24 protein-coding genes are annotated in these 25,062 nt (G+C 68.4%); 12 read left to right on the top strand and 12 right to left on the bottom strand.

The features are described 5' to 3' along the window. Positions 1 to 2: 2 nt before the first annotated feature. On the top strand, positions 3 to 788 hold the full coding sequence (locus tag ABZX37_RS33150; RefSeq protein ID WP_354746280.1) for an SDR family NAD(P)-dependent oxidoreductase: 786 nt from the start codon (positions 3 to 5) through the stop codon (positions 786 to 788). A 53-nt stretch (positions 789 to 841) separates the two neighbouring features. Here ABZX37_RS33150 and ABZX37_RS33145 read toward each other — a convergent pair whose 3' ends face one another. The 6 genes from ABZX37_RS33145 to ABZX37_RS33120 all read right to left on the bottom strand — a co-directional run bounded on the left by ABZX37_RS33145 (position 842) and on the right by ABZX37_RS33120 (position 7,579). Further along, positions 842 to 1,654 carry an alpha/beta hydrolase gene (locus ABZX37_RS33145; RefSeq protein ID WP_354746278.1) on the bottom strand — a complete coding sequence of 271 codons (813 nt, stop codon included), beginning with the start codon at positions 1,652 to 1,654 and terminating at the stop codon, positions 842 to 844. A gap of 20 nt (positions 1,655 to 1,674) precedes the next feature. After that, positions 1,675 to 3,159 (bottom strand): MFS transporter, encoded by a 1,485-nt coding sequence (locus ABZX37_RS33140; protein ID WP_354746276.1) that lies wholly within the window; start codon positions 3,157 to 3,159, stop codon positions 1,675 to 1,677. A 136-nt stretch (positions 3,160 to 3,295) separates the two neighbouring features. Next, positions 3,296 to 4,015 carry an SDR family oxidoreductase gene (locus ABZX37_RS33135; RefSeq protein WP_354746274.1) on the bottom strand — a complete coding sequence of 240 codons (720 nt, stop codon included), beginning with the start codon at positions 4,013 to 4,015 and terminating at the stop codon, positions 3,296 to 3,298. Between the two features lie 62 nt (positions 4,016 to 4,077). Further along, positions 4,078 to 5,079, bottom strand: coding sequence for a ferredoxin--NADP reductase (locus tag ABZX37_RS33130; protein WP_354746272.1), 1,002 nt, complete (start codon positions 5,077 to 5,079; stop codon positions 4,078 to 4,080). Further along, the gene (locus tag ABZX37_RS33125) at positions 5,076 to 6,719 is read right to left on the bottom strand and encodes an FAD-binding protein (protein WP_354746380.1); all 1,644 of its coding nucleotides are present in this window, start codon (positions 6,717 to 6,719) and stop codon (positions 5,076 to 5,078) included. Before ABZX37_RS33125 ends, ABZX37_RS33130 begins: the two co-directional genes overlap by 4 nt. Then, entirely contained in the window at positions 6,719 to 7,579 is an 861-nt protein-coding gene (locus tag ABZX37_RS33120) for an alpha/beta fold hydrolase (protein WP_354746270.1), read from the bottom strand. The genes ABZX37_RS33125 and ABZX37_RS33120 overlap by 1 nt, the downstream gene beginning before the upstream one ends. A gap of 130 nt (positions 7,580 to 7,709) precedes the next feature. Between ABZX37_RS33120 and ABZX37_RS33115 the strand changes: the two genes are divergently transcribed. Further along, entirely contained in the window at positions 7,710 to 8,240 is a 531-nt protein-coding gene (locus ABZX37_RS33115; protein WP_354746268.1) for a flavin reductase family protein, read from the top strand. Here ABZX37_RS33115 and ABZX37_RS33110 read toward each other — a convergent pair. Next, a complete protein-coding gene (locus ABZX37_RS33110) occupies positions 8,213 to 9,124 on the bottom strand; it encodes a LysR family transcriptional regulator (protein ID WP_354746266.1) in 912 nt (303 codons plus the stop codon). The two genes, ABZX37_RS33115 and ABZX37_RS33110, sit on opposite strands and share 28 nt — an antisense overlap. Positions 9,125 to 9,589: 465 nt before the next feature. On the opposite strand from ABZX37_RS33110, the gene ABZX37_RS33105 reads away from it, so the two are divergent. The 3 genes from ABZX37_RS33105 (at position 9,590) to ABZX37_RS33095 (ending at position 12,384) form a co-directional block, all read left to right on the top strand. Then, positions 9,590 to 9,988 carry a DUF1508 domain-containing protein gene (locus tag ABZX37_RS33105; RefSeq protein ID WP_354746264.1) on the top strand — a complete coding sequence of 133 codons (399 nt, stop codon included), beginning with the start codon at positions 9,590 to 9,592 and terminating at the stop codon, positions 9,986 to 9,988. 136 nt (positions 9,989 to 10,124) lie between these two features. Continuing rightward, complete coding sequence (locus ABZX37_RS33100) at positions 10,125 to 11,204, top strand: substrate-binding domain-containing protein (protein ID WP_354746262.1); 1,080 nt, start codon at positions 10,125 to 10,127, stop codon at positions 11,202 to 11,204. A gap of 94 nt (positions 11,205 to 11,298) precedes the next feature. Further along, on the top strand, positions 11,299 to 12,384 hold the full coding sequence (locus ABZX37_RS33095) for a substrate-binding domain-containing protein (RefSeq protein WP_354746260.1): 1,086 nt from the start codon (positions 11,299 to 11,301) through the stop codon (positions 12,382 to 12,384). Between the two features lie 55 nt (positions 12,385 to 12,439). Here ABZX37_RS33095 and ABZX37_RS33090 read toward each other — a convergent pair whose 3' ends face one another. Both ABZX37_RS33090 and ABZX37_RS33085 read right to left on the bottom strand, forming a co-directional pair. Further along, positions 12,440 to 13,318, bottom strand: coding sequence for a sortase (locus ABZX37_RS33090; RefSeq protein ID WP_354746258.1), 879 nt, complete (start codon positions 13,316 to 13,318; stop codon positions 12,440 to 12,442). Further along, a complete protein-coding gene (locus ABZX37_RS33085) occupies positions 13,315 to 15,579 on the bottom strand; it encodes a hypothetical protein (protein ID WP_354746256.1) in 2,265 nt (754 codons plus the stop codon). Before ABZX37_RS33085 ends, ABZX37_RS33090 begins: the two co-directional genes overlap by 4 nt. 134 nt (positions 15,580 to 15,713) lie before the next feature. On the opposite strand from ABZX37_RS33085, the gene pstC reads away from it, so the two are divergent. The 4 genes from pstC to ABZX37_RS33065 all read left to right on the top strand — a co-directional run bounded on the left by pstC (position 15,714) and on the right by ABZX37_RS33065 (position 20,196). Continuing rightward, positions 15,714 to 16,694, top strand: a complete 981-nt coding sequence (pstC, locus tag ABZX37_RS33080) for a phosphate ABC transporter permease subunit PstC (protein WP_354746254.1) — start codon at positions 15,714 to 15,716, stop codon at positions 16,692 to 16,694. Further along, complete coding sequence (pstA, locus tag ABZX37_RS33075) at positions 16,691 to 17,797, top strand: phosphate ABC transporter permease PstA (protein ID WP_354746252.1); 1,107 nt, start codon at positions 16,691 to 16,693, stop codon at positions 17,795 to 17,797. The genes pstC and pstA overlap by 4 nt, the downstream gene beginning before the upstream one ends. A gap of 65 nt (positions 17,798 to 17,862) precedes the next feature. Beyond that, a complete protein-coding gene (locus tag ABZX37_RS33070) occupies positions 17,863 to 18,621 on the top strand; it encodes a phosphate ABC transporter ATP-binding protein (protein WP_244223620.1) in 759 nt (252 codons plus the stop codon). A 15-nt stretch (positions 18,622 to 18,636) separates the two neighbouring features. Then, positions 18,637 to 20,196 (top strand): substrate-binding domain-containing protein, encoded by a 1,560-nt coding sequence (locus ABZX37_RS33065; RefSeq protein ID WP_354746250.1) that lies wholly within the window; start codon positions 18,637 to 18,639, stop codon positions 20,194 to 20,196. Between the two features lie 7 nt (positions 20,197 to 20,203). Here ABZX37_RS33065 and ABZX37_RS33060 read toward each other — a convergent pair whose 3' ends face one another. Next, complete coding sequence (locus ABZX37_RS33060) at positions 20,204 to 20,968, bottom strand: antibiotic biosynthesis monooxygenase (protein ID WP_354746248.1); 765 nt, start codon at positions 20,966 to 20,968, stop codon at positions 20,204 to 20,206. 80 nt (positions 20,969 to 21,048) lie between these two features. On the opposite strand from ABZX37_RS33060, the gene ABZX37_RS33055 reads away from it, so the two are divergent. Next, positions 21,049 to 21,384 (top strand): helix-turn-helix domain-containing protein, encoded by a 336-nt coding sequence (locus ABZX37_RS33055; RefSeq protein ID WP_354746246.1) that lies wholly within the window; start codon positions 21,049 to 21,051, stop codon positions 21,382 to 21,384. Here ABZX37_RS33055 and ABZX37_RS33050 read toward each other — a convergent pair whose 3' ends face one another. Next, a complete protein-coding gene (locus tag ABZX37_RS33050; protein ID WP_354746244.1) occupies positions 21,385 to 21,744 on the bottom strand; it encodes a DUF488 family protein in 360 nt (119 codons plus the stop codon). 98 nt (positions 21,745 to 21,842) lie between these two features. Here ABZX37_RS33050 and ABZX37_RS33045 point away from each other — a divergent pair, with 98 nt between their 5' ends. Then, positions 21,843 to 22,709 carry a LysR family transcriptional regulator gene (locus ABZX37_RS33045; RefSeq protein WP_354746242.1) on the top strand — a complete coding sequence of 289 codons (867 nt, stop codon included), beginning with the start codon at positions 21,843 to 21,845 and terminating at the stop codon, positions 22,707 to 22,709. 44 nt (positions 22,710 to 22,753) lie between these two features. Here the strand turns inward: ABZX37_RS33045 and ABZX37_RS33040 are convergent, their stop codons facing one another. Further along, on the bottom strand, positions 22,754 to 23,593 hold the full coding sequence (locus ABZX37_RS33040; protein WP_354746240.1) for a GH25 family lysozyme: 840 nt from the start codon (positions 23,591 to 23,593) through the stop codon (positions 22,754 to 22,756). A gap of 211 nt (positions 23,594 to 23,804) precedes the next feature. Here ABZX37_RS33040 and ABZX37_RS33035 point away from each other — a divergent pair, with 211 nt between their 5' ends. After that, entirely contained in the window at positions 23,805 to 24,740 is a 936-nt protein-coding gene (locus tag ABZX37_RS33035) for a DUF5829 family protein (RefSeq protein ID WP_354746238.1), read from the top strand. The last annotated feature ends 322 nt before the right edge of the window (positions 24,741 to 25,062 follow it).

Raw genomic sequence — 25,062 nt, 5'->3', positions numbered from 1 at the left:
ACATGGTCGAGAAGTACGGGCCGTGGGCCGTGATCGCGGGTGGTTCGGAAGGCGTTGGTGCGTCGTTCGCGCATCAGCTCGCCGAGGCCGGGATCAATCTGGTGTTGATCGCACGCAAGCCTGAACCATTGGCGGAAACCGCGGCGGCGGTGCGGGCGCGCGGTGTGGAAGTGCTTACCGTGCAGGTGGATCTGCTCGATCCAGACGCGCTCTCGACGATCCGGAAAGTGACTGACGAGCTCGAGATCGGGTTGCTGATCTTTAACGCGGGTGCGAACAGTTACGGCCACGAGTTCGTGACCGGTGATTTGTCGCGGGTGCGCGGGGTTATTGATCTCAATATCACCGCGCAGCTCGCGTTGACACATCACTTCGGCGCGCTGATGGCAGCACGCGGTCGCGGCGGGATCATGCTGGTGGGTTCGCTGGCCGGGTACCTCGGGCAGGCGGAGATCAGCGTGTATTCCGCGGTGAAGGCGTTCAGCCGGGTGTTCGCCGAGGGGCTGTGGCTGGAGATGCGGGAGCGCGGCGTGGACGTGCTGGAGCTGGTGCTGGGCGTGACCCGGACACCGGCGATGGAGCGGGCCGGGCTGGCGTTCGACCTGCCGGGACTGAACGTGGCCGAGCCGGACGACGTCGCGCGCGAAGGGCTGGCGCATCTCGCGGACGGGCCGGTGTGGGTGGCTGGCGGGAATCTTGCCGCGGCGGAGAAGCGGAGCGGGTTCCCGCGCGCTGAACTGGCGCTGTCCGCACACGAGGCGACGCGGAAGCTTCTCCCGACGCGATAGCCGACGTTCCGTGAAGGGCTCCTTGAAGGAATCAGATTCCTTCAAGGAGCCCTTCACATACCTGCCAGGAACCCGCTGACCGCAGCGTGGAAGCCGGTCGGATCTTCTACCCACGGCAGATGACCAGCCATCAGTTGCACGCGCGAGACGACCGGCAACGCCCGTTCCAGCGAGTCCACCGCCCACCTCGGGCGGATGTCCGCTGTTCCGTCCACGATCAATGTCGGCACCTTCAGCGTTTCGCACTGGTCACGCAGGCCTGGCGAACGCTCACGGTTCAGGGCCGCATTGCACTCGAAGTTCACGTCGAACCACGGGTCAGCCATGGCTTCGGCGTGCTGCAGCGCGCGCTCCCGGTCGGCGAAGTCGGCCGACCACTGCAGGACGCAGTACTCCCGGTCCTCCTCCGCGGTGCGGTCCCGATCCCGCAGCGCCTCCCAGCCCGCCCGGTGCTCGCCGAGCGCGTCGCGGAGGTTGCGCTGGTAAGCCGCGTGCCAGGTCGAGTCGTCGTCAATCCCGGTGCCGGAGACGTAGACCAGCTTCGTCACGCGCTCCGGATGCGCCAGTGTGTAGCGCAAGGCCAGCTGCGCGCCCCAAGAATGCCCCAGCAGCGCGACGCGGTCCCAGCCGAAGTGGGCCAGGACCGCGTCGAGATCGGCCATTGTCCGGGCAACCGAATACGGTCCCCGCCGCTGCGACCGGCCGCATCCGCGCTGGTCCCAACGACAGACTGTCGCGGCTCCCGAAAGGGAAGCCGCGACGTCCGCCATCATGTCCCACAGCCCCGGGCCGCCGTGGCAGAAGACGACCGGTTCGCCGTCGCCCGTCCGCGCCGTCCAAAGGCGGATACCATCGTCCGTCTCCACGCGACGCAGTATGGCGGTGGTCAGGCCTGCGCGACGCTCACCCGAGCGGTCGTGTCGTTCTCCTCGACCATCCCGCCCTGCGCGGGTTTGCGGCCGTGCTTCATCAGCAGGATGATCGCCACCCCGAAGACGCCGACGACGCCCGCCCACAGGTAGGACTGGGTGAACGCGGCGTCGCCGTAGATCACCGCGTGCGATTGGGGCAGCGTCATCCGCACGTGCCCGGCCATGATCGCGCCGGTCACCGTCACCGCGGCCGACGACGCCAGCATCGCGATCACGCCGGCGATGCAGTTGCCCGCGCCGCCGAGCCGCTCGGGCAGCGCGTCCTGCAGCAGGTTCGCGTTGGAGGAATGCAGGAATCCGACCGCGAACCCGGCGACGAAGCTGGTGATCGCGACCTGCCACTGCACGGTGAACATCCGCGAGCCGAGGAACATCACGACCAGGAAGCACAGGCTGGACGCGAGCAGCACCTGCCGCGCGCCGATCCGCTTCGACAGGTAGCCGCCGAGCGGGCCGACGACCATGCCCACCACGCCGAGCGGGAACGTCCACAGTGCCAGTTGCAACGCGGAAAGCCCAGCACCGTAAGTGTTTCCGGGGATGTGCGGGGTTTCGAACATGGTCGGGCTGAGGATGCCGTGCGCGTTCATCATGTACGACACCAGCCCGACGGCGACCACCGTCGGCAGGAACTTGCGGCCGACCAGCACCCGCAGGTCGATCAGCGGTTCCCGGGCCTTCAGCTCGCGCAGCACGAACGCGGCCAGCAACAGCACGCCGATGCTGAAAGCGCCGACCGTGGTCGTCGAACCCCAGCCCCACGTGCCGCCCTTGCCGACCGCGACGAGCAGAATGCCGAGGCTGGCGCCGAGCAGAATGGCGCCGAGAATGTCGAACGACGATTTGACCCGCACCTTGCTTTCCGGCACCAGCCACGCGTGCAGCGGCAGCAGGACGCCGACGTAGATCGCCATGAACCAGAACACGCTGCGGAAGCCGAAATTGTCGATCAGCCACCCGGCGAGAAACGGTCCCGCGACCGCGCCCATGCCGATTCCGGTGACCACCGAACCGAGCGCGACCGGCACGTAGGAGCGCGGGATGACGTCGCGGACGAGCGCGTAGGAAATGTTCACGATGCCGACGAGGCTGCCCTGCAGCAGGCGGCCGATCAGGAGCAGCGCGAACACGTCGGTGGTCGCGCACACGACGCTGCCGAGCAGGAAGATCGCGCCCATCACCAGGATGATCCGCTTCTTGCCGTAGCGGTCGGCGGCCTTGCCCGCGAGCGGCAGCACGACCGCGCCGGCGAGCGTCACCACCGAGGCCGCCTGCGCCACGTCGAGGGTCCGGAAATGCGCGGCCATCCCGGGCAGCGCCGGATACACCATGAGGATTTCGAACGTGGCTATTTCGGAGAGCAGAATGATCAGCGCGCAGACCGCGATGATCCGCCCGCGGGATACAGGTCCGTTCGCCGGATTCAGGTCGAGTGCCATGCCGGTCCCTTTCCAGAAGTGATCAGGGGAATCCCCGCCGGAATACGAGGTCCCGCGCTGATGAGGCCGGAATCGACGTGAGCGTAATCACGGCCTCCCTGCGGCCCCGGCGCGATCCCGCTCACCGGGAGTCCGCTCAGATGTGCGAACCGCCGTCGACGCGGATTTCCGTGCCGGTCAGGTAGCCGGCGTCGGCGGACGCGGCGAAGGCGATCGTCGCGGCGATCTGGTCCGGTTCCGCCGCGCCCAGCGGCGAGCGGATCCGGCTGTAGTAAGAGACGTCGAGACCGGCCAGGACGTCCGGCCCGACCAGCGGCGTCGCGACCGTACCCGGCGACACGACGACCACCCGGACGCCGCGGCCGATCACCTCCGCCGCGAGGCTCAGCGAGAATCCCAGCACCGCAGCTTTACTGGCGGAATACGTCGTCATGTAAGGATTTCCGTGCGTGGCGGAACTGGAGGACACGTTCACGATGACGCCACCGTCGGGCAGGTGCGGCAACGCTTCCCGGCAGCACAGCGCGGTGCCGATCAGGTTCACGTCGTAGAGCCGTCGCAGGTCCGCGACGGTCAGCTCCGCGATCGGGGTGGTGCGGTGGATGCCGGCGACATTGACGACCACGTCAATACCGTCGAGTTCGGCCGCCGCGGCCCGGACCGCGGCGGAAACCGCTGTCTCGTCGGAAACATCCGCCTGATGCGGGAGGATCCGTTCGGTTTCCGGCAGCCCGGAATGGTCGACGTCGACGGAGAAAACAGTCGCGCCTTCCGCCGCGAGACGGAGCGCGGTGGCTCGGCCGATCCCCGAGCCGCCACCGGTGAGCAGGACTTTCGCGTTCTCGAATCGGTGCACCCGTCGCACGCTGCCACCGGTGCCGCTCCCGACGCGGCGGCGATCCCGCTCACCGGACTCGATCAGGCCTCGTAAGTCACCTTGACCTCGTCCGTCCGCGGCCGGGCCTGGCAGGCCAGAATCAGCCCGTCCGCGAGGTCCCGCGCGTCGAGGACTTCGTTGTGCACCAGGTCCACCTCACCGCTCACCAGCACACAAGCGCAGGCACTGCAGGCACCCTCCCGGCACGAGAACGGCGCGTCCAAACCTGCCGCCAGGAGGACGTCGAGCAACGCGTTCTCCCGGGGCCAGCGCAACGTCCGCGTCTCGCCGTCGAGTTCGACTTCCACCGTGCTCGCCGGGCCGGACTCGTCCACCTCCACCGAGGCGAACGGGTCGCCGGTGAGCGACGTGAACCGTTCCACAGCAACGCTTTCCACACTTAGTCCACTAAGGACTTCCGAGGCCAGCTCCATGAACGGACCAGGCCCGCACAGGAACGCCGCTCGCTCCCGATACGGCGCGGTCAACGCCCGTAGCCCGGCCTCGGTCGGCAACCCCTGCACCGATTCCAGCCAGTGCAGCACGGTCAGCCGGTCCGGGTATTCCTTCGTCAGCCGCAGCAGCTCGTCCCGGAAGATCACCGACTGCTCGTCGCGGTTCGCGTAGACCAGCGTCACCCGGCCGGAACCGGCCCGCAGACAGGACTTCAGGATCGACATCACCGGCGTGATCCCGCTGCCAGCGGCGAGCAGCAGCACGTCAGCGTCGAGCGATCGCGGGGTGAACGTGCCCGACGGCCGCAGGACGTCCAGCACAGTCCCCTCGACCGCGTTGTCCACCAACCAATTCGACCCGTACCCACCCGCCGTGCGCTTCACCGTGATTCTCGGCGACTCCTCGGAGTGCGGTGAACTGCACAGCGAATAGCAGCGCGCGACACTGTCCTCAGTGGACGGAATACGCACAGTGAGGAATTGCCCGGGCAGATAGTCGAAACTGCCGTCGATCGGTTCCAGTACCAGCGAATGCGCGTCAGCGGTCTCGCGGACCACCTCGGTCACCCGCACGCGCATCGTGCTCATGCCGAGCGCGCGGCGTGCTGCGCCGCGAGATAGCCGAAGACGATCGACGGCCCGATTGTCGCACCCGGGCCAGCGTATTCGTTGCCCATCACCGCTGCTGTCGTGTTTCCGGTGGCGTACAGGCCGTCGATCGCCGAGCCGTCGTCGCGCAGGACACGGCTGTTCTCGTCGCACACCAGGCCGCCCTTGGTGCCGAGGTCGCCGACCTCGATCCGGAACGCGTAATACGGCCCCTTCTCGATCACGTCGAGACACGGATTCGGCAAGGTCGGGTCGCCGTAATACCGGTCGTAGGCGGATTCGCCGCGACTGAAATCGCCGTCCGCTCCAGCTCGGGCGAAACCGTTGAACCGCTTCACGGTTTCCGCCAGCGCGTCAGCCGGAACACCGATCTTCTCGGCAAGGCCAGCCAAGGTCTCGGACCGGTGCGCGATTCCCGCCGCGTAATACGGCTCCGGAATCGGCGCGCCCGGCAGGATCTGCGCGAACGGATACCGCGCGCGAGCCTTGGCGTCCATGACGAACCAGGCGGGTACGTGTCCGCCCTCGAGCTGGGCGTGCACGAAGGTGACATACGGCGCGGACTCGTTGGTGAACCGCCTGCCCTCGGCCGACACGATGACCGAGCGCGGGATCGACCGTTCGGACACCAGCGGCACGACCGCGCCGGACGGGTGCCGCACCGACGGCATCCACCACGCGTCGTCCATCAGGTCCGTAGCCGCGCCGACGCCCAGCCCGACCTCGATGCCGTCGCCGACGTTCTCCCGCGCGCCGCCGCTGTAGTCGTCCCAGGCAGCTTCCGGAAGATAGCGTTTCCGCAGGTCAGAGCCGTGCTCGAAACCGCCGGTCGCCAGCAGCACGCCACGGCGGGCGCGGATCCGCTTGTGTGCCCCGTCGTGCTCGGCGACGATCCCGGTCACCCGGCCGTCCTCGACCACCAGCTCGGTCATCGGCGACCGCAGCCACAGCGGGACCCCGGCGTCCTTCAACGCCATCCGCAACCGCGCGACCAGCGCACGGCCGCCGGTCGCCATGTGCCGGCGCCGCACCACATTGGACGACACCCGCCACGCCGCGATCACCGACGCCCACCGACCGCGCCAGGTGCGCTTGACCATCGCCAGATCGTGGTAATCCTTCGCGGTGACCCACAGGCCGAGCGGACCCTTCATGGTGTTCGGCCGCTGGTGCCGCTCGTCCTCGCCGAGGTTCCGGGTGTCGAACGGCTTCGCCTCGACGGACCGGCCCAGCGGGCGGCCGCCTTCCAGCTCCGGGTGGTAGTCGGCGTAGCCCTTCACCCAGAAGAACCGCAGCCATTCGCTCCGCTCCAGCAATTCCATCGCTGCCGGACCGTGGTCGACATACGCGTCGAGCCTCTTCGCCGGAACGCGTCCTTCGGTGAGCAGGTCGAGGTAACGGCGGATCGACGCCCGGCTGTCGTCGTGCCCGGCCGCGCGCAGCGTCGGGTTGTTCGGGATCCAGATGCCGCCGCCGGAAATCCCGGTGGAGCCGCCGTACATCGCGCCTTTCTCGACGACCAGCACGTCCAGCCCGGCCGCCGCGGCGGTCAGTGCCGCGGTCATCCCGCCGCCGCCGGACCCCACGACGACGAAGTCGTGCTCCGCGTCCCAGGCCATCATTCGCCGTCCTTCCGGAGCAGGAACGCGAGAACGGCGCTTTCCCACGCTTCTTTCTGCTCGATCATCGTCCAGTGGCCGCAATTCGGAAGAATGTGCAGTTCCGCGTGGGGAATCGTGCGCATCGGGATCAACGCCATGTCGAGCGGGCTGACCCGGTCGTCCCGGCCCCAGGTGATGAGCGTGCGGGCACGGATCTTGCGCAGCGTCGCCCACAGCGGGGTGACGTCGAAGGCCGCGGCCGCCTGCGCCCGCAGCACGCCTTTGCCGTACATTTTCTTGGCGCTGGCCAAGGAATCCGCCGCGGTCGCGAGTCGCCACCGCTCCTCGATCAGTTCCTCGGTGATCAGGTTGCGGTCGAAAACCATCGAATTCAGCCACTGCACGAGCCGTTCGCGCGTCGGGTCCTCGACGAATTCGGTCAGCAGGTTGATGCCCTCGCCCGGAGCCGGGCTGAAGATGTTCGTGCCCATCCCGCCGACGGTCACCAGCCTGCGGACGCGATCCGGATGCGCGATCGCGGTGCGGGTGGCGACGAACCCGCCCATCGAGTTGCCGACGAGGTCGGCGGCGGCGATGCCGAGCCCGTCGAGCAGGTCGAGCACCGCGCGTTCGGCGGCGGGCATCGGCGGTTCCGCGACCGGGTCGCTCACCCCGAATCCGGGGAATTCCAGGATCAGGCACCGGAAATGCGCGGCGAACGACGGCAGGTTCGCCCGGAAGTTCTGCCATCCGGTGACGCCGGGGCCGGATCCGTGCAGCAGCACGACCGGCGGGCCGTCGCCTGCTTCGTGGTAGCGCAGCACGCCCCGGTCGGTGCGGAGTTCGCGCAGCGTCGCGTCGTGGCTCAGTTCCGGCATGGCTGACCTCTTGCTCGTGGGTGCGGGATGCCGCCGAAGCTAGCCAGCCGGCGCACGCGCGCGGGTCGCCAGTCCCGGTCACCGAGAGAGCTCCTCCCGGGCGATGTCGGCGGCTTTTACCGTCGAGCCCATGCAAGCCACCGAAGCACCGACCCCGTTGGAAATGCGCCGCGCGCTGAGCCGGTTCGCCAGCGGGGTCACTGTGGTGACCGGCGTCGACGGCGGCGAGGCGGTGGGATTCACCTGCCAGTCCTTCACGTCGGTGTCGCTGGAACCGCCGCTGGTGCTGTTCTGCGCCGACCGCGGCGGCCGGGCCTGGCCGCGCATCCGCGCCGCCGGGCGGTTCTGCGTCAACGTGCTGGCCGAACCGCAAGCCGATCTCTGCGCTCGCTTCGGATCCCGTCGCGGCCTTCGCTTTGAAGGGCTGAATTGGGAGCTTTCCCGCTGGGACACACCGGAATTACCCGATGTGCTGCTCCGCGTGCACGCCGAGATCGAGACTGTGCACCACGCGGGCGACCACGACGTCGTCCTCGGCCGGGTACTCGCACTCGACCCGGGCGCCGATGAGCGGCCGATGATTTTCTACCGCGGCGATTTCGGCGTCGAAGGCCGTCCGGACGAGGTTCCCGGCTACCTCTGGGGCTGGAGCGACCGCTGAGCCTCTTCCTCCAGCGCACGCACCATCGCCACCGCAGCCGGGCCAGGCTGCTCCCCCGTCACCGCCCACAAGCTGCGCCGCAGGCCGCCGCATTCGTCGCGCACGGGGATCCACCGGACGTCGGCGGGCAGCGAGTCCGCCGCGAAACCGGGCACCAGCGAAATTCCCAGTCCCGCCGCGACCAGGCCTAACCGCGTCGGCCACGCGCGCACCGCGAACGCGATCATCGGCCCGGCGATGCCCGGCCACGTCCCGAATTCCGGCGAACCGCCCGCGCCGACGATCCAGTGCTGCTCGGCCAGTTCGTCCGGTTCGACCCAGCTGCGCCCGGCGAACGGATGCGCTTCCGCGACCGCCACCCCGTATCCGATTCCGCCGCGCAATTCGGTGCGGCGCAAGCTGTCGAAGTCGTATTCCGGCACATCGTCGCCGGTCACGACCACCGCGACCTCGAGCCGTCCGCGCCGCAGCGACTGCAGCTGCGCCGGGGTCGCGGACTCGGCGAGCTGCACCTCCACGCCCGGATGCGCGCGCATCAGCCGGGAAACCGCCCTCGGCAGCAAAACCGCCGACGCGGCGGGAAACGCGCCGACCGAGATCCGCCCGCCCAGCCGGTCCCGGAGCCCGGCCAGTTCTTTTCCGGCCGCGCTCACGCTTTCCAGAACCCGCCCGGCATGCCGGATCAGCACCTCTCCCGCTGTCGTAGGACGGATTCCGCGGGCATGCCGTTCGAACAACGCGGTTCCAGTAGCGCGTTCGCTCGCCGCGATCTGCCGCGACACCGCCGATTGCGTGTAGCCGAGCCGGTGCGCGGCAGCACTGAACGACCCGGTGCGGGCCACCTCCACCACGACCCGGAGGCCCGTGAGCGTCAGATCAGCCATTCCGCCAACCATATCCGAAACGCGCGCTTCCCCGGACGTCCACAGTAGACGCCACCGCGGTCCCCTCCCCTTGGCCACGACGCAAAATACCGACCCGATCCGCGCGGGCCGCGATTTTCGCGCCCCGAAGGACACTGAGAGTGCCCCAATTACCCAGCCGCAGGTGCCGCCGAACGCCCGAATCGCGGTTGCGGCGAACAGTCGAACTCGCGGCGAACCGCTCCGCGCGCGAAACACCGGCGCGGCGACGGGCGATGTCATTGCGAGGAGTGGCGAAAAGAATCTCGAGCGTGACCGTCGGCCGACGGTCTACTGTGGAATGCCCGCACGCACCCGCTGTTCACCGGGTGGCCGTCGCCGCTTAACCGCTGACGGTAACTTTCCGGCCGCGCGCCCGCGATGTCCATTCTGACTGCGACGGCTTGTCACCGGACGGCCGTCCGAGCCGGACTGAGGTTGCGACACATGAAAAGCGCTCGAAGTCCACGTCGGACTCCCCGGTTTCAGCTGATCGGCGGCCCGGGAAACGCGACGAGGTGGCGGCTCCTCGGCACGAACAACGCCTCGCTGGGGCTGGGCACCGTCGACTACCGCAACGGAGAGGAATGCGTCGCGGCGATCCAGTGGCTGTGCGCGAACATCCCGCGCACCCGCATGGAACTGACCCACGACCACGGAATCGATTGGCGGTGGCTGCTGCGCGCGGGCAACGGCACGATCGCGTCGGCGAGCCACGCCTACGGCCGCCGGATCGAAGCGCAGCACGGATACGAACGCTTTGTCACCGCGATCGGGGAAGCGGCGGAATTCGCGGCGGAGGGCCGGATCACCGACTGGCGAACGAAGTACCGGCTGCCGGGCTGACCGCGTTCGTCGGGCATTAACTCCCGCGCCGTCGGGTGGGAACGCGACCAACCGGGCACTGTTTGCCGAACCCCGCGAGGTTTGATCTCGGCCACGGAATCCCGTGGTCGAGACCAGACAGAAAGAGTACAAACTGATGCGTGCTCGTACTGCCCGGTTCGTGGGCGTCTCCGCCGCGGTCGCCGCGGGTGCGGCCTTGATTTTCCCGGGTACCGCCAGCGCAATCCCCGGTCCCAACCAGCTCCAGGAGGTTGTGGCGGCGGTGGGCTCCGACACGATCGCGGACGTCACCACCGCGGTCTTCGCCGCCGCCAACAGTTCCGCGGCGAACACCGACCCCGACAACTACGTGAACGTCCCGCCGGTTCTCGCGGGCAACCAGTCGTTCGCCGTGCCCGGCGACATCTACGACGGCGGCACCACCTACAACGTCTCCAACCCACCGCCCAACGGCTCCTCCGCGGGCAAGACCGCCCTGGCCAACGCCGCCGCGGCGGGCAGCGGATCGGTCGACCTCGCCCGCTCTTCGTCTCCGCGGTCGGCTTCCGACCCGTCGACCTTCCAGTACTATGCCTTCGCCAAGGACGGTGTCTCCTGGGCCGCCTCGTCGACCGGCGCCGGTGCGGGCGTCACCCTGACCCTGGACCAGCTGCGCGGCATCTACAGCGGCGCCATCACCAACTGGAACCAGGTCGGCGGCACCGACGCCGCCATCGCCGTCTACCTGCCCCAGGCCGGTTCCGGCACGCTTTCGTTCTTCACGAACACGGTGCTCGGCTTCGACCCGACCACGAAGCCGGTGACCATCAAGCGGTTCCAGGAGAATGAAGGCAACACCATCCAGGCCGGCGACCAGTCGACCGCGATCGCGCCCTACTCCGTGGCCCAGTGGGTCGCGCAGGGCAACGGCGTCGTGAGCGACAAGCGCGCCGGCTTCTTCGAGGGCACCCTGACCGGTGCCGGTTCGGACGGCGCCCCGGTTTCGGGCTCCGCGCCGAACTACGCCCCGGCCTTCGCCGACGGCTTCCTCGGCGCCCGTTTCGTGTACTACGTGCTGGACACCCGCTCGCCGTCGCATGACGCGGCACTCAACGCGGTCGGCTTCGACTCGGCCGGCCCGAGCCCGCTGTGCAACGGCAGCCTCGCCGCCACGCTGAGCCAGTACGGCTTCAAGCCGCTCGCCCCGGTGAACGGCGTCACCTGCACGCTTTCCTGACCAGCTGAACGACAGGACCGGCCCGGCCGGGGAACTTCCTCCCCGGCCGGGCCGGTTTCGTCGTCCGCCGAACACGACCGCCGAAGGAGCGCACGTGAGACGACGCACTCGCACTGCCCCAATCTCCGCGACGGCCGCCATGGTCGCGGCCACCATCCTTTTCTTCCCCGGTCTCGCCGACGCAGTGGTCGGCCCGGACGGCGTCCAGGAGATCGTCGCCGCCGTCGGAGCCGACACCACCTACGAGGTCACCGGCGCGATCTTCGCCGCAGCCAACTCTTCCGCGGCGAACACCGATCCAGACGCTTATGTCAACGTCCCGTCGGTCCTGACGGCCGGTCAGGTCTTCACCGTGCCCGGCGACGTCTACGATCCCGGCACCATCTACCGATCGGCAAACCCTCCGCCCAACGGCGCGATCGCGGGCGGCTATGCGCTGGCCGACGCCGCCGCGGCCCACAGCGGGTTGATCGACCTCGTCCGCTCCGACTCGCCGCGATCTTCTTCGGACCCGCCCACCTTCCAGTACTACGCCTTCGCCAAGGACGCAGTCTCGTGGGCTGCCTCGTCGACCGGCGCGGGCGCTGGCGTCACCCTGACCCTGGACCAGCTGCGCGGCATCTACAGCGGCGCCATCACCAACTGGAACCAGGTCGGCGGCGGCAATGCCCCCATCGCCGTCTACCTGCCCCAGATCGGCTCCGGCACGCTGACCTTCTTCACCGGCACAGTGCTCGGCTTCGACCCGACGACGAAACCCCTTGTGGTCAAGAGGTTCCAGGAAAACTACGCCGCTACCATTTCCGCCAGCGACCGGGCAACAGCGATCATGCCCCACTCCGTGGCACAGTGGGCCGCTCAAGGCAATGGCGTTGCCGACGACCAGCGCGCTGGCTTCTTCGAAGGCACTCTCCTCGGCGGCGGTTCAGACGCTTCCCCGGTCTCGGGCACCCCGCACAACTACGTGCCGACCTACTCCGACGGCTTCATCGGCGCTCACTCTGTCTCCTACGTGCTGGACACCCGCTCGCGGTCCTACGACGCCGCGCTGAACGCGGTCGGCTTCGACTCGGCCGGCCCGAGCCCGCTCTGCAACGGCAGCTACGCAGGCGTCCTGGCCCAGCACAGCTTCAAGCCGCTACCGGCCAGATCCGACGGAGTCACGTGCACTCTCTCTTGACCGCATTGAGCCGGGGGCTGGCACCAACTCCGTGCCAGCCCCCGGTTGCGTCAACTCAAGCCCAGGCAGGCAGCAACCGCCAGACCGCCGAAGCCGCCAGCACCGCCAACGCCAGCAGCGCCGGTGTCGTCAGCACATACGTCGACACCGAGCGCCAGCGCCGGTACAGCACGGTCGCCCCCACCGCCACCACCGCGAAACCGCCGAAGGCGAGCACCAACCGGGCCCAGCCGCTCGGGTCTCCAGTGCGACCGTCCTGGGCGTCCGCCCGGCCGTTCTGCGGCGTCGGCCGGAACGGCTTGCCGTCGAGAACCGCGGTCACCACTGTCGCGCTCGAAGCTGAACCTGGCCACCACGAACCGGACGTGACAAGCGTCAGCCGGTCGTTCTCCGTACGGCCGTAGTCGCGATCTTCGTCCAGGTCACGAGCCGCCGTGTCGGTCACGGTGTAGACCGATTTCCCTTGCGTCGTAGCGACCACCAGCTTGTCTCCCCGAGACAGCTCGCTGAGCCGCGAGAAGGGAGCACCGTATCCGGAATACCGGCCGACCACAGCGGAGTTCCCCGGCTGGCCGGGGCCCGAAGTGCCCGGCACATGGCCCGGCCCCGACATCGTGTCGCCCGGTTCCACACCCTCGAGCACCACCTGCTGTACCTCCAGCTTCGGGATCTCCAGCACCGCCACCGGCGCACCGAACTCCGGCGGTTTCGTCACCGGCGCGGCGCCGAGCAACGTGCGGGCCGCGCCCTGCGCCTGAGCCATCCGTTCCTGCAGCACCGACAGCGCCGCCCGCTGGTCGTTGTTCGCCAGCATCGGCCCGAGTGCGTAGGCGACGATGCCGAAGCACAGCACCGTGGTGACCAGCCAGCCGACCACCCCGATAACCGTCCATTTAGGGTTCAGGTGCACCGGGGCACGGAGCGTCGCGGTCATGCGCGGCGTCGCAATGCGACGAGCCGCTCAGCGAGCCGATTCACCCACGAGGGCAACGGCTTCCCCGCGGTCAGGTAACCAGTCGTCGGCGGCAACAGCACCAACGCGACCAAAGCGAGCAACGGAATCAGCGCTCCCAGAACGCCTGCTCCCGGGAACAGCGGGATCTTCACCGCCGCGGCCAGGCTGCGAGCCTCTTGGACACTCGCCTGCGTCGGCGCCTTCATCGCCAGCGCAGCGGCTTCCGCCGCACCGGTGCCATTCGAACCGGAACGGGGAAGCGGACCGCTCAAGGCACCGCTCGGGGGTGTCGAGCCCGCGGCGGCACCCGGGCCGCCAGTCGCTGCCGAGCCGGGATGCTGCGCTTCCTTCTGTTCATGGCAGGACGCCGCGGCTGTGCCAGTGCCGACCTTCGACGCGGCGGCCTGGGCCGCGGAAAGCAGGTCCGGCGTCAGCGGAACGAGACCCGGTCCGAGGCTGCTCTGACCGCCGTTGGTCGCGGCTTTCAGGAAGGTCGTGAGCTGGGCTTGCTTGGCGGCTTCCGGCGCACACGAAGCGTCCACCAGCGGGTTCAGCGGTGCGGTAAGAGACTCGAGGTACGTCAGCGGGTACGCCTCCGGATCGTCGCTGGGGACGATCCGCACCGAGCCGTCCTTGGCCTCCTGAGTGTGCGCGGCCGCGGCCTGCAACGACTTCGGCGTCGGGGCGACGTAACCACCCTTGCCGTTGGGCAAGGCGACCGGGGCCCAGCCGTTCTCGGTCGCGGTGGCCAAGTCGGTGACGACCCAGTTCAGGCATCCCTTCCGGCATTCGTTGCCCGTCCCCAGCGTCGCGTTGCCGACCTGCTTGCGGACGTTGACCTGGCCGGTTTTCGCGTCGACGTTGTGCACCCCGCCGTCACCGAGGTTGAGCGCGTTCAGATCGGTCACGACGCCGACCGGCCCCTCGCTTCCCTTCAGCTTCTGCTTGTCGCGGTCCACGAAAGTCCCGTATCTCCACGCGGGCATCCCGTTCAGCCTGCCGCTGAGCACCAGTGGGACAGTGCTCGTCCCGATTTCGCCGGTGACCCCGAAGAAATCGGTGTTGAACTGCCCGGCACGCGTGTTGGGCGAGACGAGAGGACTGTCGGCCCCGCTGATCGCAGCCATCGCCGGATTGCGCCGCACCAGCGCTGATCCGTCGACGAAGATGCCGCCCCGGCCGGTTCTGTCGGGCGACAAACCACCCTTGCTCAGCAGGTTGGCGAGGTCGTCCCAGCCGAAGTTCAGATTGGCGGCCAGCCGAGAGTTCAGTGCGCCGCCGTCGTCTCCGCGATCCGTCGGCGCCCAGCCGACGGCGGCGAGCACCGTGGCGTTGAGCGCCGTCGGAACGTAGCTGCGAGCACGGACTTGCTGCGCGGCCAGCGTTCCGCCAGAACCGGTGACCTGCACATCCGACTCGCCTTTGTCGAACGACGTCAGCCCGACGTCCTCGCTCTCGTTCACGATGTTGACCGGCTGCACCGCCTTCGTCGGCGCGCAGAGCATCTGGTTCCAGCCGACCGCGGTGCGTCCGAACCGCTCAGGCATGCTGCCGGTCAGAGTGCTGGCTCCGACGCCTCCGCACCCTTTGATCTTGAGGCCGGGAGCAGACGCGCGGAACGTGATCGAACTGTCGAACACAGTCTGTGCGGGAGCGGTCGCCGTCGCCGGGACGACGATCCGCAGCGTCATGGTGCACGGATGATTCTCGTCGCAGGAGAACGAATACTGTTTGTGGTCCGGGTTGTTCGGCCACTTCAGCGTGCCCGTCTTCTTGAGAGTCGTGAAATCCGGATCCAAGACAATGGTTCCGGGCGTGCGCGCCCCCCGCGGCACGTAAGTGTCGAACACGATGTCGTGCGTGGTCGCGCTCCGGCCGACGTCCTGGGGCGGCGGCTTGAACTCCGCGCCCGACAGCTCGTCGTTGAAGTTCTTGCAGTAGGCCGTGACGCGGGCCGGAACGGACGGATCGTGCACCCAGGACCCGGCCTTCACGAGCGAGTCGCGCAACGGCAGCGGGCACACCGAGTAGTTCGCTGTAGCCCCGGCGGGCAGCCCCGAGATCGTGATGCGCAGCGGGTCCCCGTCCTGCGCGTTCATCGGGTCGGCACCCGTCACCTGCACCTGGTAGTTCAACGGACTCGGCTGCGTCTGCGCGGACGCGGCCGGCACGACGGCGACGCCCAGCACCGCGAGCACCCCGGCGGCGAGCACGTGCGCCACGCGTCTGAAGCGGTTCATGGGTTCAACTTCTCCAGCGTCGCGCGCGGCGTCAACAAACGGGAACGGAACGCGGGCACCGGTTCACGAACGCGCCGTCGGGCCTTCTCTGTTCCGCCAACTTTCTCCGCTTCCGGCTCGTAATACTCGCTGCCGTGACCGTCTCGTCCTCCTCGTCCGGCCCCGCGCCGCCGGAGCGTCTCGTCCTCGCCGATCTGCCGTCTCGGGCCGATCGGCTCTTCCGCCGCGTCACGAGCGGGGCCGGGCTTTCGGTGCTCGCGCTCTTGATCGTGATCGGGTTCTTCCTCGTCTACCGGTCCGCGCCCACGTTCGAGGCCAGCGGTTTCGGCTTCTTCACCACGATCCAGTTCGACCCGGCTTCCGGGCATTTCGGCGTTCTCGGCCTGCTGTACGGCACGGTGGTGGTCGCGCTGATCGCGGTCGCCGTCGCGGTGCCGTTTTCGGTGCTGGCCGCGCTGTTCATCAGCGACTACGCCAGTCCGCGGATGCGCGGGTTCCTCACCGGGCTGGTCGACCTGCTCGCCGCGATTCCCAGTTTGCTCTACGGTCTCTGGGGATTCAGCTTCCTGCGTCCGTACATCACTCCATTGTCGCAATGGATGACCGACAATCTCGGCTGGTTCCCGCTGTTCGACACGAAACCGGGCGCGGTGCTGTTCAATTCGATGTTCGTCGCGGGGCTCGTGGTTTCGCTGATGGTCATTCCGATCACGACGTCGGTCATCCGCGAGGTTTTCACCCAGACTCCGCCCGGGGAAAAGGAAGCCGCGCTCGCGCTGGGCAGCACGCGCTGGGGCATGGTGCGCACCGTCGTGCTGCCGTTCGGCCGCGGCGGGATCGTCGGCGGCTCGATGCTCGGGCTCGGCCGCGCGCTCGGCGAGACCATCGCGGTTTCCCTTCTGCTGCCTCAGGTTCCGGAATTGACGACGCATCTGCTCGAGTTCGGCGGCGCGACTATTTCGGGCTTCATCGCTAACAACGCGGGACAATCCGGGCCCGCGTTGAGCGGGTTGATGGCGGCCGGGCTGGTGTTGTTCGCCTTTACGCTGGCGACGAACTTCAGCGCGTCGGTGATCATTTCCCGCAGCCGTTCCGGAGTGGGGGTGGACGCGTGACCGCCACCGAAGTCCGTCCCGAACAAGTGCGTCCGATTCCAGTGCGCCGCCGGACCTCCGCCACCACGCCGCAGGACCGGCTCGTAGCGCTCGGCTGCGCCGTGTCGGCGACGTTGCTGACCTGGTTCGTGATGCATCAGCTGCTGGTGTCGCCGGGCTGGCTCGCCGACCTGGTCGTGGCCTATCTGCTGCACCTCGGCATGCTCTACCTCGTCACCCGCGACCGGCTCGGGCGGCTCGCGGCGGTCGACAAGCTGGTGTCGGCGGTCGTGGTGAGCGGCGCGGTCGGGCTGCTGATCCCGTTGCTGTTCCTGCTCGGCTACATCGTCCTCAAGGGCGTGCCGAGCCTGCGGCTGGCGTTCTTCGGGCACGACATGTCCGCCGTCGCGCCGACCGATCCGGCGACGGCGACCGGTGGTCTGCACGCGATCGTCGGGACCCTGGAACAGACGGCGCTCGCGCTCGTGTTCGTCGTTCCGCTCGGCGTGCTCACCGCGGTGTTCCTCAACGAGACCCGGTCCCGTTTCCGCCGTCCGGTGCGGATTTTCGTGGACGCCATGAGCGGTTTGCCATCAGTGGTCGCCGGTCTTTTCGTATACGCCGCACTGATTCTGCCGCCCGCTCAGCTCGGCTTCTCCGGATTCATGGCGACGCTCGCGCTGACCATGATCATGCTGCCGACCGTCACTCGCACCGTGGACGTCGTGCTTCGCCTGGTGCCGGACGGTCTGCGCGAGGCATCACTCGCCCTCGGTGCGAGCCGCGCGCGCACGGTCTGGTCAGTCGTGCTGCCGACCGCGCGCACCGGCGTGAGCACCGCGATCATTCTCGGCATCGCGCGAGTGGTCGGCGAAACCGCACCATTGCTGTTCACCTCCTTCGGCACGCTTTCGATGAATTTCAACCCGTTCAGCGACCCGCAGGAAAGCTTGCCCCGCTTCGTTTACCGCTACATCAAAGAACCGCTCGCCTCGGCGCAGGAACGCGGGTACATCGGCGCGCTGGTGCTGATCCTGCTGATCTTCGCGCTGTTCGCCCTGACCCGGCTGATCGGCCGCAAACGCTGGTCGGCGCGCCGCACGAAACCCAGGAGTGCCCGGTGACCGAAACCCTCGAAGTCCGCGAACCCGTCCGGGTGCTGGGCGGGCCGCCGCCGGGCGCGGCGACGCTGGAGGCGCGCGGCGTGCACGCCTGGTTCGGCGACCGGCTCGTGCTGGAAGACGTCACGCTCGCGATGCCCGCCAACGAGGTGACCGCGCTGATCGGCCCGTCCGGCTGCGGGAAATCGACCTTCCTGCGCATTCTCAACCGGATGCACGAGCTCGTCGGCACCGCGAGCCTGGCCGGCGAAGTCCTGCTGGACGGCGACGACATCTACGCCGAGGGCACCCGCGCGCAGCACGCCCGGCTGCGGATCGGCATGGTGTTCCAGAAGCCCAACCCGTTCCCGGCGATGTCCATCCGGGACAACGTCCTCGCCGGGCTCAAGCTCGCGGGCGTCAAATGCGCGGACAAGGACGGGCTGGTCGAGCAGAGTCTCGAGCGGGCCGGGCTGTGGCGCGAGGTCCGCGACCGGCTGAACTCCCCCGGCGGCGCGCTCTCCGGCGGGCAGCAGCAGCGGCTGTGCATCGCGCGATCGCTCGCGGTGCAGCCGAATGTGCTGCTGATGGACGAGCCCTGCTCGGCGCTCGACCCGACGTCCACGCGCCGGATCGAGCAGACGATCGTGGAGATCTCCGACGAGGTCACCGTCGTGATCGTGACGCACAATATGCAGCAGGCGCAACGGGTTTCGCATCATTGTGCGTTCTTTCTCGCCGGGGAGAACGAGCCTGGGCGGGTGGTCGAGCACGGGTCTACTGAGCAGATTTTCGAGAGTCCGGAAGACAGCCGTACGCACGATTATGTCCATGGCCGTTTCGGCTGAACTGGGGAGTTTGTGATGCGTCGCACGAGATGGGCCGGGCTTGGCTGCGCGGGGGCGTTGCTGGCCTGTCAGGTTTTGCTCGCTCCGGCCGCGGAGGCGTTCAGCCAGGTCAATGGGTCCGGGTCCACATACGTCGGACTCGCGATGAGCGACTGGCAGAATGGCGCTAATTCACGCGGTATTCCGGTCAATTACAGCGCGCTCGGCTCTCCGGCTGGGGTTAATCAATACGGCGATCACACCGTCGACTTCGCGGGCACTGAAGCCGAGGTCAGTTCGCTGGAGGCGGCGGGCGGCGGCGGGGCTACCGCCAAGCAGCGTGGTTATCAGTACGTCCCAGACGTCGCCGGCGCGGTCGCGGTGATGTACAACGTCACCGATGCCGGCGGACGCCGCGTCGACACCCTGCACTTGACCCGCGATGTGGTGGCACGGATCTTCGCGCGGCAGATCACCCGCTGGAGCGACCCGGCGATCAGCGCCACCAACGGCGGGTTTGCCCTGCCGGATCAGCCGATCACGCTGGTCGGCCGCAGTGGACAGTCCGGCACGACGGCGCTGTTCTACGACTTCGTCGCGCACATCGCGCCCGGCCCGTACGGGGACTTCATCGGCCGCAATGTCGACAAAGGGATCGGGCCGCTGCCGTCCGGGGTGCGGCCGATCCAGCTGCCGACCCGGGGACCGGACGCGGACTTCTACCGGCTGTTCGCCGACTCCGACCAGATCGCGCAAACCCTCGCCAACGGCAGCGTCCCGTTCTCTATCGGATACGACGAATTCGGTTACGCGAAGAAGTACAACGCGCCGACCGCGTGGGTCGAGAACCAGGCCGGAAAATACACCCTGCCGTATGCGGCCAATATCGCGGCGGCACTGACCAAGGCGAATCTGCGGCCGGATCTCAGCCAGGAACTGTCGGGGGTCTACGCCAATCCAGATCCTTCGACCTACCCCGTTTCGGCGTATTCCTATTTGATGACGCCGTGCGGATCAGGGCGGGACACCTGCAAGGGCGGATATCCGGACGGGGCCAAGGCGGACACGATGACCGCGTTCATCGAGCATGTCGCCTGCGACGGGCAGATCAACATGGCGCGGATCGGGTATTCGCCGCTGCCGCCGAACCTGTCGCAGGAGATGATGAACGCCAACGCCCGGCTTACCGGGCGTCCGCCCAAGCAGCTCAATGCGGACAATTGCGCCAACCCGACATTCCACGGAGGGCTTGGCGCGGGGGCCACCGCACCGCAGGATCCCTTCGTCGGGATGGGCGGAGTGGACGCGCTGACCCACCCCGGCAATGGCGGCGACCCCAAGGCCAAGGCGAAGGCAGGATCGAAGCCGTCGGCCGGCGCGCAAGCGTCGGCCGGACCGGGAGCGTCGTCCTCGGCGGGACCGGATGCTTCGGAGGCCAACGGCGGGTCGAAGGACTGGCGCAACGCCGAGCCCGCCGCTTATCAGGGCGGCGGATTCGGCGGATTCGGCGCATGGGCGGCGCTGGTGTTGTTCGCCGCGATTTGCGTGCCGTTAGTGGTGCGCGGAATCATTCGGCGCTTGCGGCGGACGGGCTAGCGCGGATTCAGTTTCCGGTCCAGGGAGGAGCCGAGCCCCAGCCCCAGCGGGGCACCGGCTGCTCGCCCGCGGGCCCGGCGTCCGGCGCGGAAAACACCACCGCGAGCCTGCTGCCCCATTCCAGGTAACCAGCGAGCGCGGCGCGGAACTCCGGGTCGGCAGGCAGCCCGACCTCGTCCGCGGTGGCGAGCAGCAGCGAAACCCACCGCCGCCGCTGCGGCTCGGTGATCGCCCGGCCGGAATGCCTGGAGATCATGTGCGCGTGCCCGCCGTGGCCAGCGGTGTACGCGGCCGGGCCGCCGAACACCTCGCCGAGCCAGACCGCCACGTGCGCGGGATGCTCCGGGCTCATCCCGGCGAACACCTCGGCGAGCAGGTCGTCCTCGGGCACCTTCGCGTAGAACGCCTCGGTCAGCCGGGCCAGCGCGGCCGCTCCGCCCGCCCATTCGTACAGCGTCGGCACCGCGCCGCCCGGACCGGCCACCTCGGTGCGTTCGTAATGCCGCATCTCCTCGATGTTCTCGACATACGGCCGGATCTCGGCGAAGAACGCGGCGAAATCGGGCCCGCCCCGGAAACCCTGGAGGTGCGCGTCGGCCGAAGTCCAGACGATGCGCAGGACATAACTGCCCGGCTCGTCGACGGCGTGCGCGAGTTCGTAGTCGTGGCACTGTTCCGCGGCCGCGAGCGACTTGGCTGCCCGTCGGTAGGCAGCTTCGAACTCCGCGTGCCCGCCGTCGGGAATGCGGTACCGGATGTACTCGATGATCACCGTGCCAGCCAAGCACGCGCCGGGGCGGTCGCCTAGTACGCACTTGCCGGTGCGTACCTGCGGCAGGCGATGATGGAGGGATGAAAGCGCGCTACTCGTGTGCGGTCGAGCTGGCCGTCGACGTCATGGGCGGGAAATGGAAGCCGGTGATCCTGGCGCGGCTCAAGGAAGGCCCGCACCGGTACGGCCAGCTGCGCCGGGCCATTCCGTCGATCACCGAGAAGGTGCTGACCGCACAACTGCGCGAGCTGGCCGGGGCCGGGCTGGTGGACCGGACCGAAGTGGCCGGCCGAGTGCCGACCGTCGAATACCGGCTGACCCCGGAAGGCGACGAACTGCGCCCCGCTCTGACCGCGCTGTACGAATGGGGCAGCCGGTACGCCGAGCGCAACGGCATCCCGGTCGGCACTTCCTGACTAGGAGCTAAGCAGGTCCGCCAGTACCGCAGCTTCGCTGATGTCGCTGCGCTTGGTCGCGGTCAACAGCGTCAGCGAGCCCTTTTCGGACAGTGCTCGCAAGTGGTCCAGCGCCTCCGCGCGTTCCGGTTCTTCCAATTCCGCGCGGTAGCGTTTCGCGAATTCGCCGTACCGGTCCGGATCGTGCGCGTACCACTTGCGCAATTCCGTCGACGGGGAGATCTGCTTGAGCCAGTCGTCCAGGTGCGCGCGGTCCTTGCTCAGCCCGCGCGGCCACAGCCGGTCGACCAGCACCCGCGAGCCGTCGGCGGGTTCGGGAGCGTCGTAGACCCGGCGCACCTGGACTTGGCGTTCGCTCATCGGGGCAGCGGCTCCTTCCGGCGTCTGGGGCTCCCGTCGCCGCCCAGCGTCCGCCGGTGGCCGCCGCGGTGCAACCGAAGGGGGTATAACCCCAGGGTATGGAACTGCGTCAGCTGCGGTACTTCGTCGCCGTCTTCACCGAGGGGTCGATCAGCCGGGCGGCCGGGTCGCTGCTGATCTCGCAGCCCGCGCTGACCCGGCAGATCCGCGTGCTCGAACGCGAGCTCGGGACACCGTTGTTCGACCGGGTCCCGACGGGCGTCCAGGCGACCGTGGCCGGGCGCGCGCTGCACGAGCACGCCCGGCAGCTGCTGCGGCTCGCCGACGCGACGCGAGAGGTCACGCGGTCCGCGGCTCCGGTCAAGGAGCAGGTCGAGATCGCGTTGCCGCCGGGGATTCCGCAGGACTGGGTGCTCGTCGCGCTGGCGGAGATCCGCCGCCAGGTGCCGGACGCGGCGTTGTCGTTTCTGGACGCCAGCAGCACCGAGCAGCTCCGGATGCTCAGCGAGGGCCGGATCGACATCGGGCTGATCCACCAGAACCCGCCGTCCACCTTGCACGGGCGGTTGTTGTTCGAGCATCCGTTCGGCGTCGCGATCCGGCCCGGCCACGCGCTTTTCGGCCGCGCGCAGTGCCGGTTGCGGGACCTCGACGACGTCCGGGTGCTCGCGCATTCGCGGGCGCAGGTTCCCGCCGGGCACGACCAGATGCGCGCGGCCGCGCACGGGCTCGGGGTGTCGCCGAACTGGCGGCTCGCGCGGTTCAACGAGAACGCGCTGGCCTGCGCGGAAGCCGTCGAGGCGGACGCGGTGCTGCTGAGCAGGCCCAGCGCGAACCGCATGCTGCCCGGCTGGGCCTGGAGCGAACTGGTCGAACCGAGCGTCCCGCTGACAACCTGGGCAGCGTGCCAGCCGCAGACCCGGCGGATCGTCGGCGCGGTCATGGAGGTGCTGGCGGGGTCCTGAAAAGCCCGCCCGGGAGCGCTTGCGGCTCCCGGACGGGACGCGGATCAGCCGGTCGCCAGCACCTTCAACCGGTCAAGGCCGGCGCTGAAGTAGTCCTGGTCGAGCGGCGTCGAGGTGTACTGCCAGAAGGTGTAGAACCCCCAGGCGTAAGGCAGCGTGCCCGGCGACGACGAGTACGCCGCCACCCACAGCGGGTTGGTCGAGCTGAAGTCGCCCTTGTTGCCGGTGCACTGGGTCCACCAACTGTTGGCCGTGTAGATGACCGGCCAGCGCGACGTCTTCGCGTGGTACTCGTCGCTGAACGCCTTGATCCACGACACCATCGCGGACTGGCTCAGCCCGTAGCAGGCCGAACTGGGCCCCCACTCGATGTCGAGCGTGCCGGGCAGGGTCTTGCCGTCCTTCGACCAGCCGCCGCCGTGCGAGACGAAGTAGTCGGCCTGCGCCGCGCCGCCCGAGAGATCAGGACGCCCGTAGTGGTATGCCCCGCGGATCATGCCGACGTTGTACGAGCCGTTGTACTGCTGGCTGAAGTCCGGATTCTGGTACCCCGTGCCCTCGGTCGCCTTGACGTAGGCGAACCGCTTGCCCTGGTTCCAATAGGACTGCCAGTCGACCGCACCCTGGTAACTGCTCACGTCGATGCCGGACGTAGTGGTCTCGACCGACGCCGGCGCGACCGCCCCGCCGCCCGGTTCGTGCGCCCGGATCGAAGCGCCCATCTGGTGGTTGTCCGGAGTCTCCGTCGAGGTGCTCGCGGCTGCGGCAGGTGCAGCCGAAGCGTTCGACGCGGTCGCCACGAGCAGGGCGGCAGCCGCGGCGAACACCGCCCCGGTCAGGCGTCGGCGCGCCCTCCCGGCGGGTCCCCAGTGGTGAGTGGTCATGACAGGTCCTTTCGGATGCCCTCGCGACGCGCCACCCGATCAGGTGGCACGAGGACCTGATTCTGTTACTCAATGCGAGACACTGTCACTGCTCCAAGTGAACTAATTTCCACTTGACCGGACAACGAGAAAGACATTCTCAGTAGGCCGTTGCGGTCAAGTTGGCCGAAAACCCCACCAACCGGCCGCGCCCGCCTTACTCTCCTCCGCCATGTCGACACAGCGAAGAACCCGGACGATCCTGCAGCTCCTGGCCGTGCTCCTGGCCCTGGCCGCGACCGGCACCGGCACTGCTACCGCTGCCGCTACCGCGCAAGCAGCCGAACAGCCGCTTCTGCACGTCAACCACTCCTACGGCGTCCTGGACCGCGAAACAGCCGACGCCATCGAGCATTCGGCCTATCTGAAGGATTTCGCGAACTTCCAGGTCCGCACCACAACCGGCGCGGGCGGCGAAAAATGGACCGGCCGCTACCTGATGGGCCGCGAAACCTACCTGGAACTGTTCGGTGTCGGCGACGTCCCGGGCAAGGACGGCGACCTGGGTTCGGCGGGCCTGGGAGTCTCGGTCGAACACACCGGCCAGCTGTCCACAGTGGTCCAGCGTCTCCACGACGCAGGCATCACGAACCCGTTGGAATTCCTGCAAACCCGCGACTTCGGCGACGGCAAGCCAGTCCCGTGGTTCAACGGAGTTTTCACCACCGACCAGTACGACACCTTCGGCGCCTGGGGCATGGAATACCGCCCGGAGTACTTCGCCGACCCGCGCAGCAACACCGGCCCGGCGCAATACCCCGGCGACATCAGCCGCAACCGCTACCTGCCTGACGACTACCGCAACCACCAGATGCGCGACGTCACCGGCATCCGCCTCGGCATCACGGCCCGCGACCTCAGCAACACTCTGCCCTTGCTGCGCGCCGGAGGAATGACGGTACGAGAGCTGCCCACCGGCGCGACCGCGACCGACGGCATGACCACCATCCGCTTCGAAACGGTAGCCGCGGACCAGGTCGGCCTGCGCCAAATCGACCTGGCCCTGAACTGCCCCACCGGAACCAAACACGTCGAGCAACTAGGCCACTCCACGCTCGTGGTCGGCCCCGGCGCACACGCCCGCTGGACCTTCAACATCCGCAGCTAACCCCAGTCGTTCCGTGAAGGGCTCCTTGAGGGAATCTAATCCCTTCAAGGAGCCCTTCACGACCCGCCTGCCTCCCTGAGGGCCGCCTTCACGGCAGTTCCGTCCGTGAGGGGAACCCTCACGGACTCTGATTCCCTCAGGGTTCCCCTCACGACCTTCCTTCCGCACGCCGCGCCGCGCCGTGAGGGGCTCCTTCACGGACTTAGATTCCCTCAAGGGCCCCTTCACGGCGGCAACGGATTCGAGGTCGACCACGCCCCGCAGGCTATCCAAGCGGAAACGGGCCTCCCGCTGGGGACTCTCCCGGGGGCGGCCCCACCTG

The sequence above is a fragment of the Amycolatopsis sp. NPDC004079 genome, assembly GCF_040610415.1.
Taxonomy (GTDB): domain Bacteria; phylum Actinomycetota; class Actinomycetes; order Mycobacteriales; family Pseudonocardiaceae; genus Amycolatopsis; species Amycolatopsis halotolerans.
Note: the sequence above shows the minus strand (reverse complement) of the source record. Positions and strands in the feature narration are given on the sequence as shown.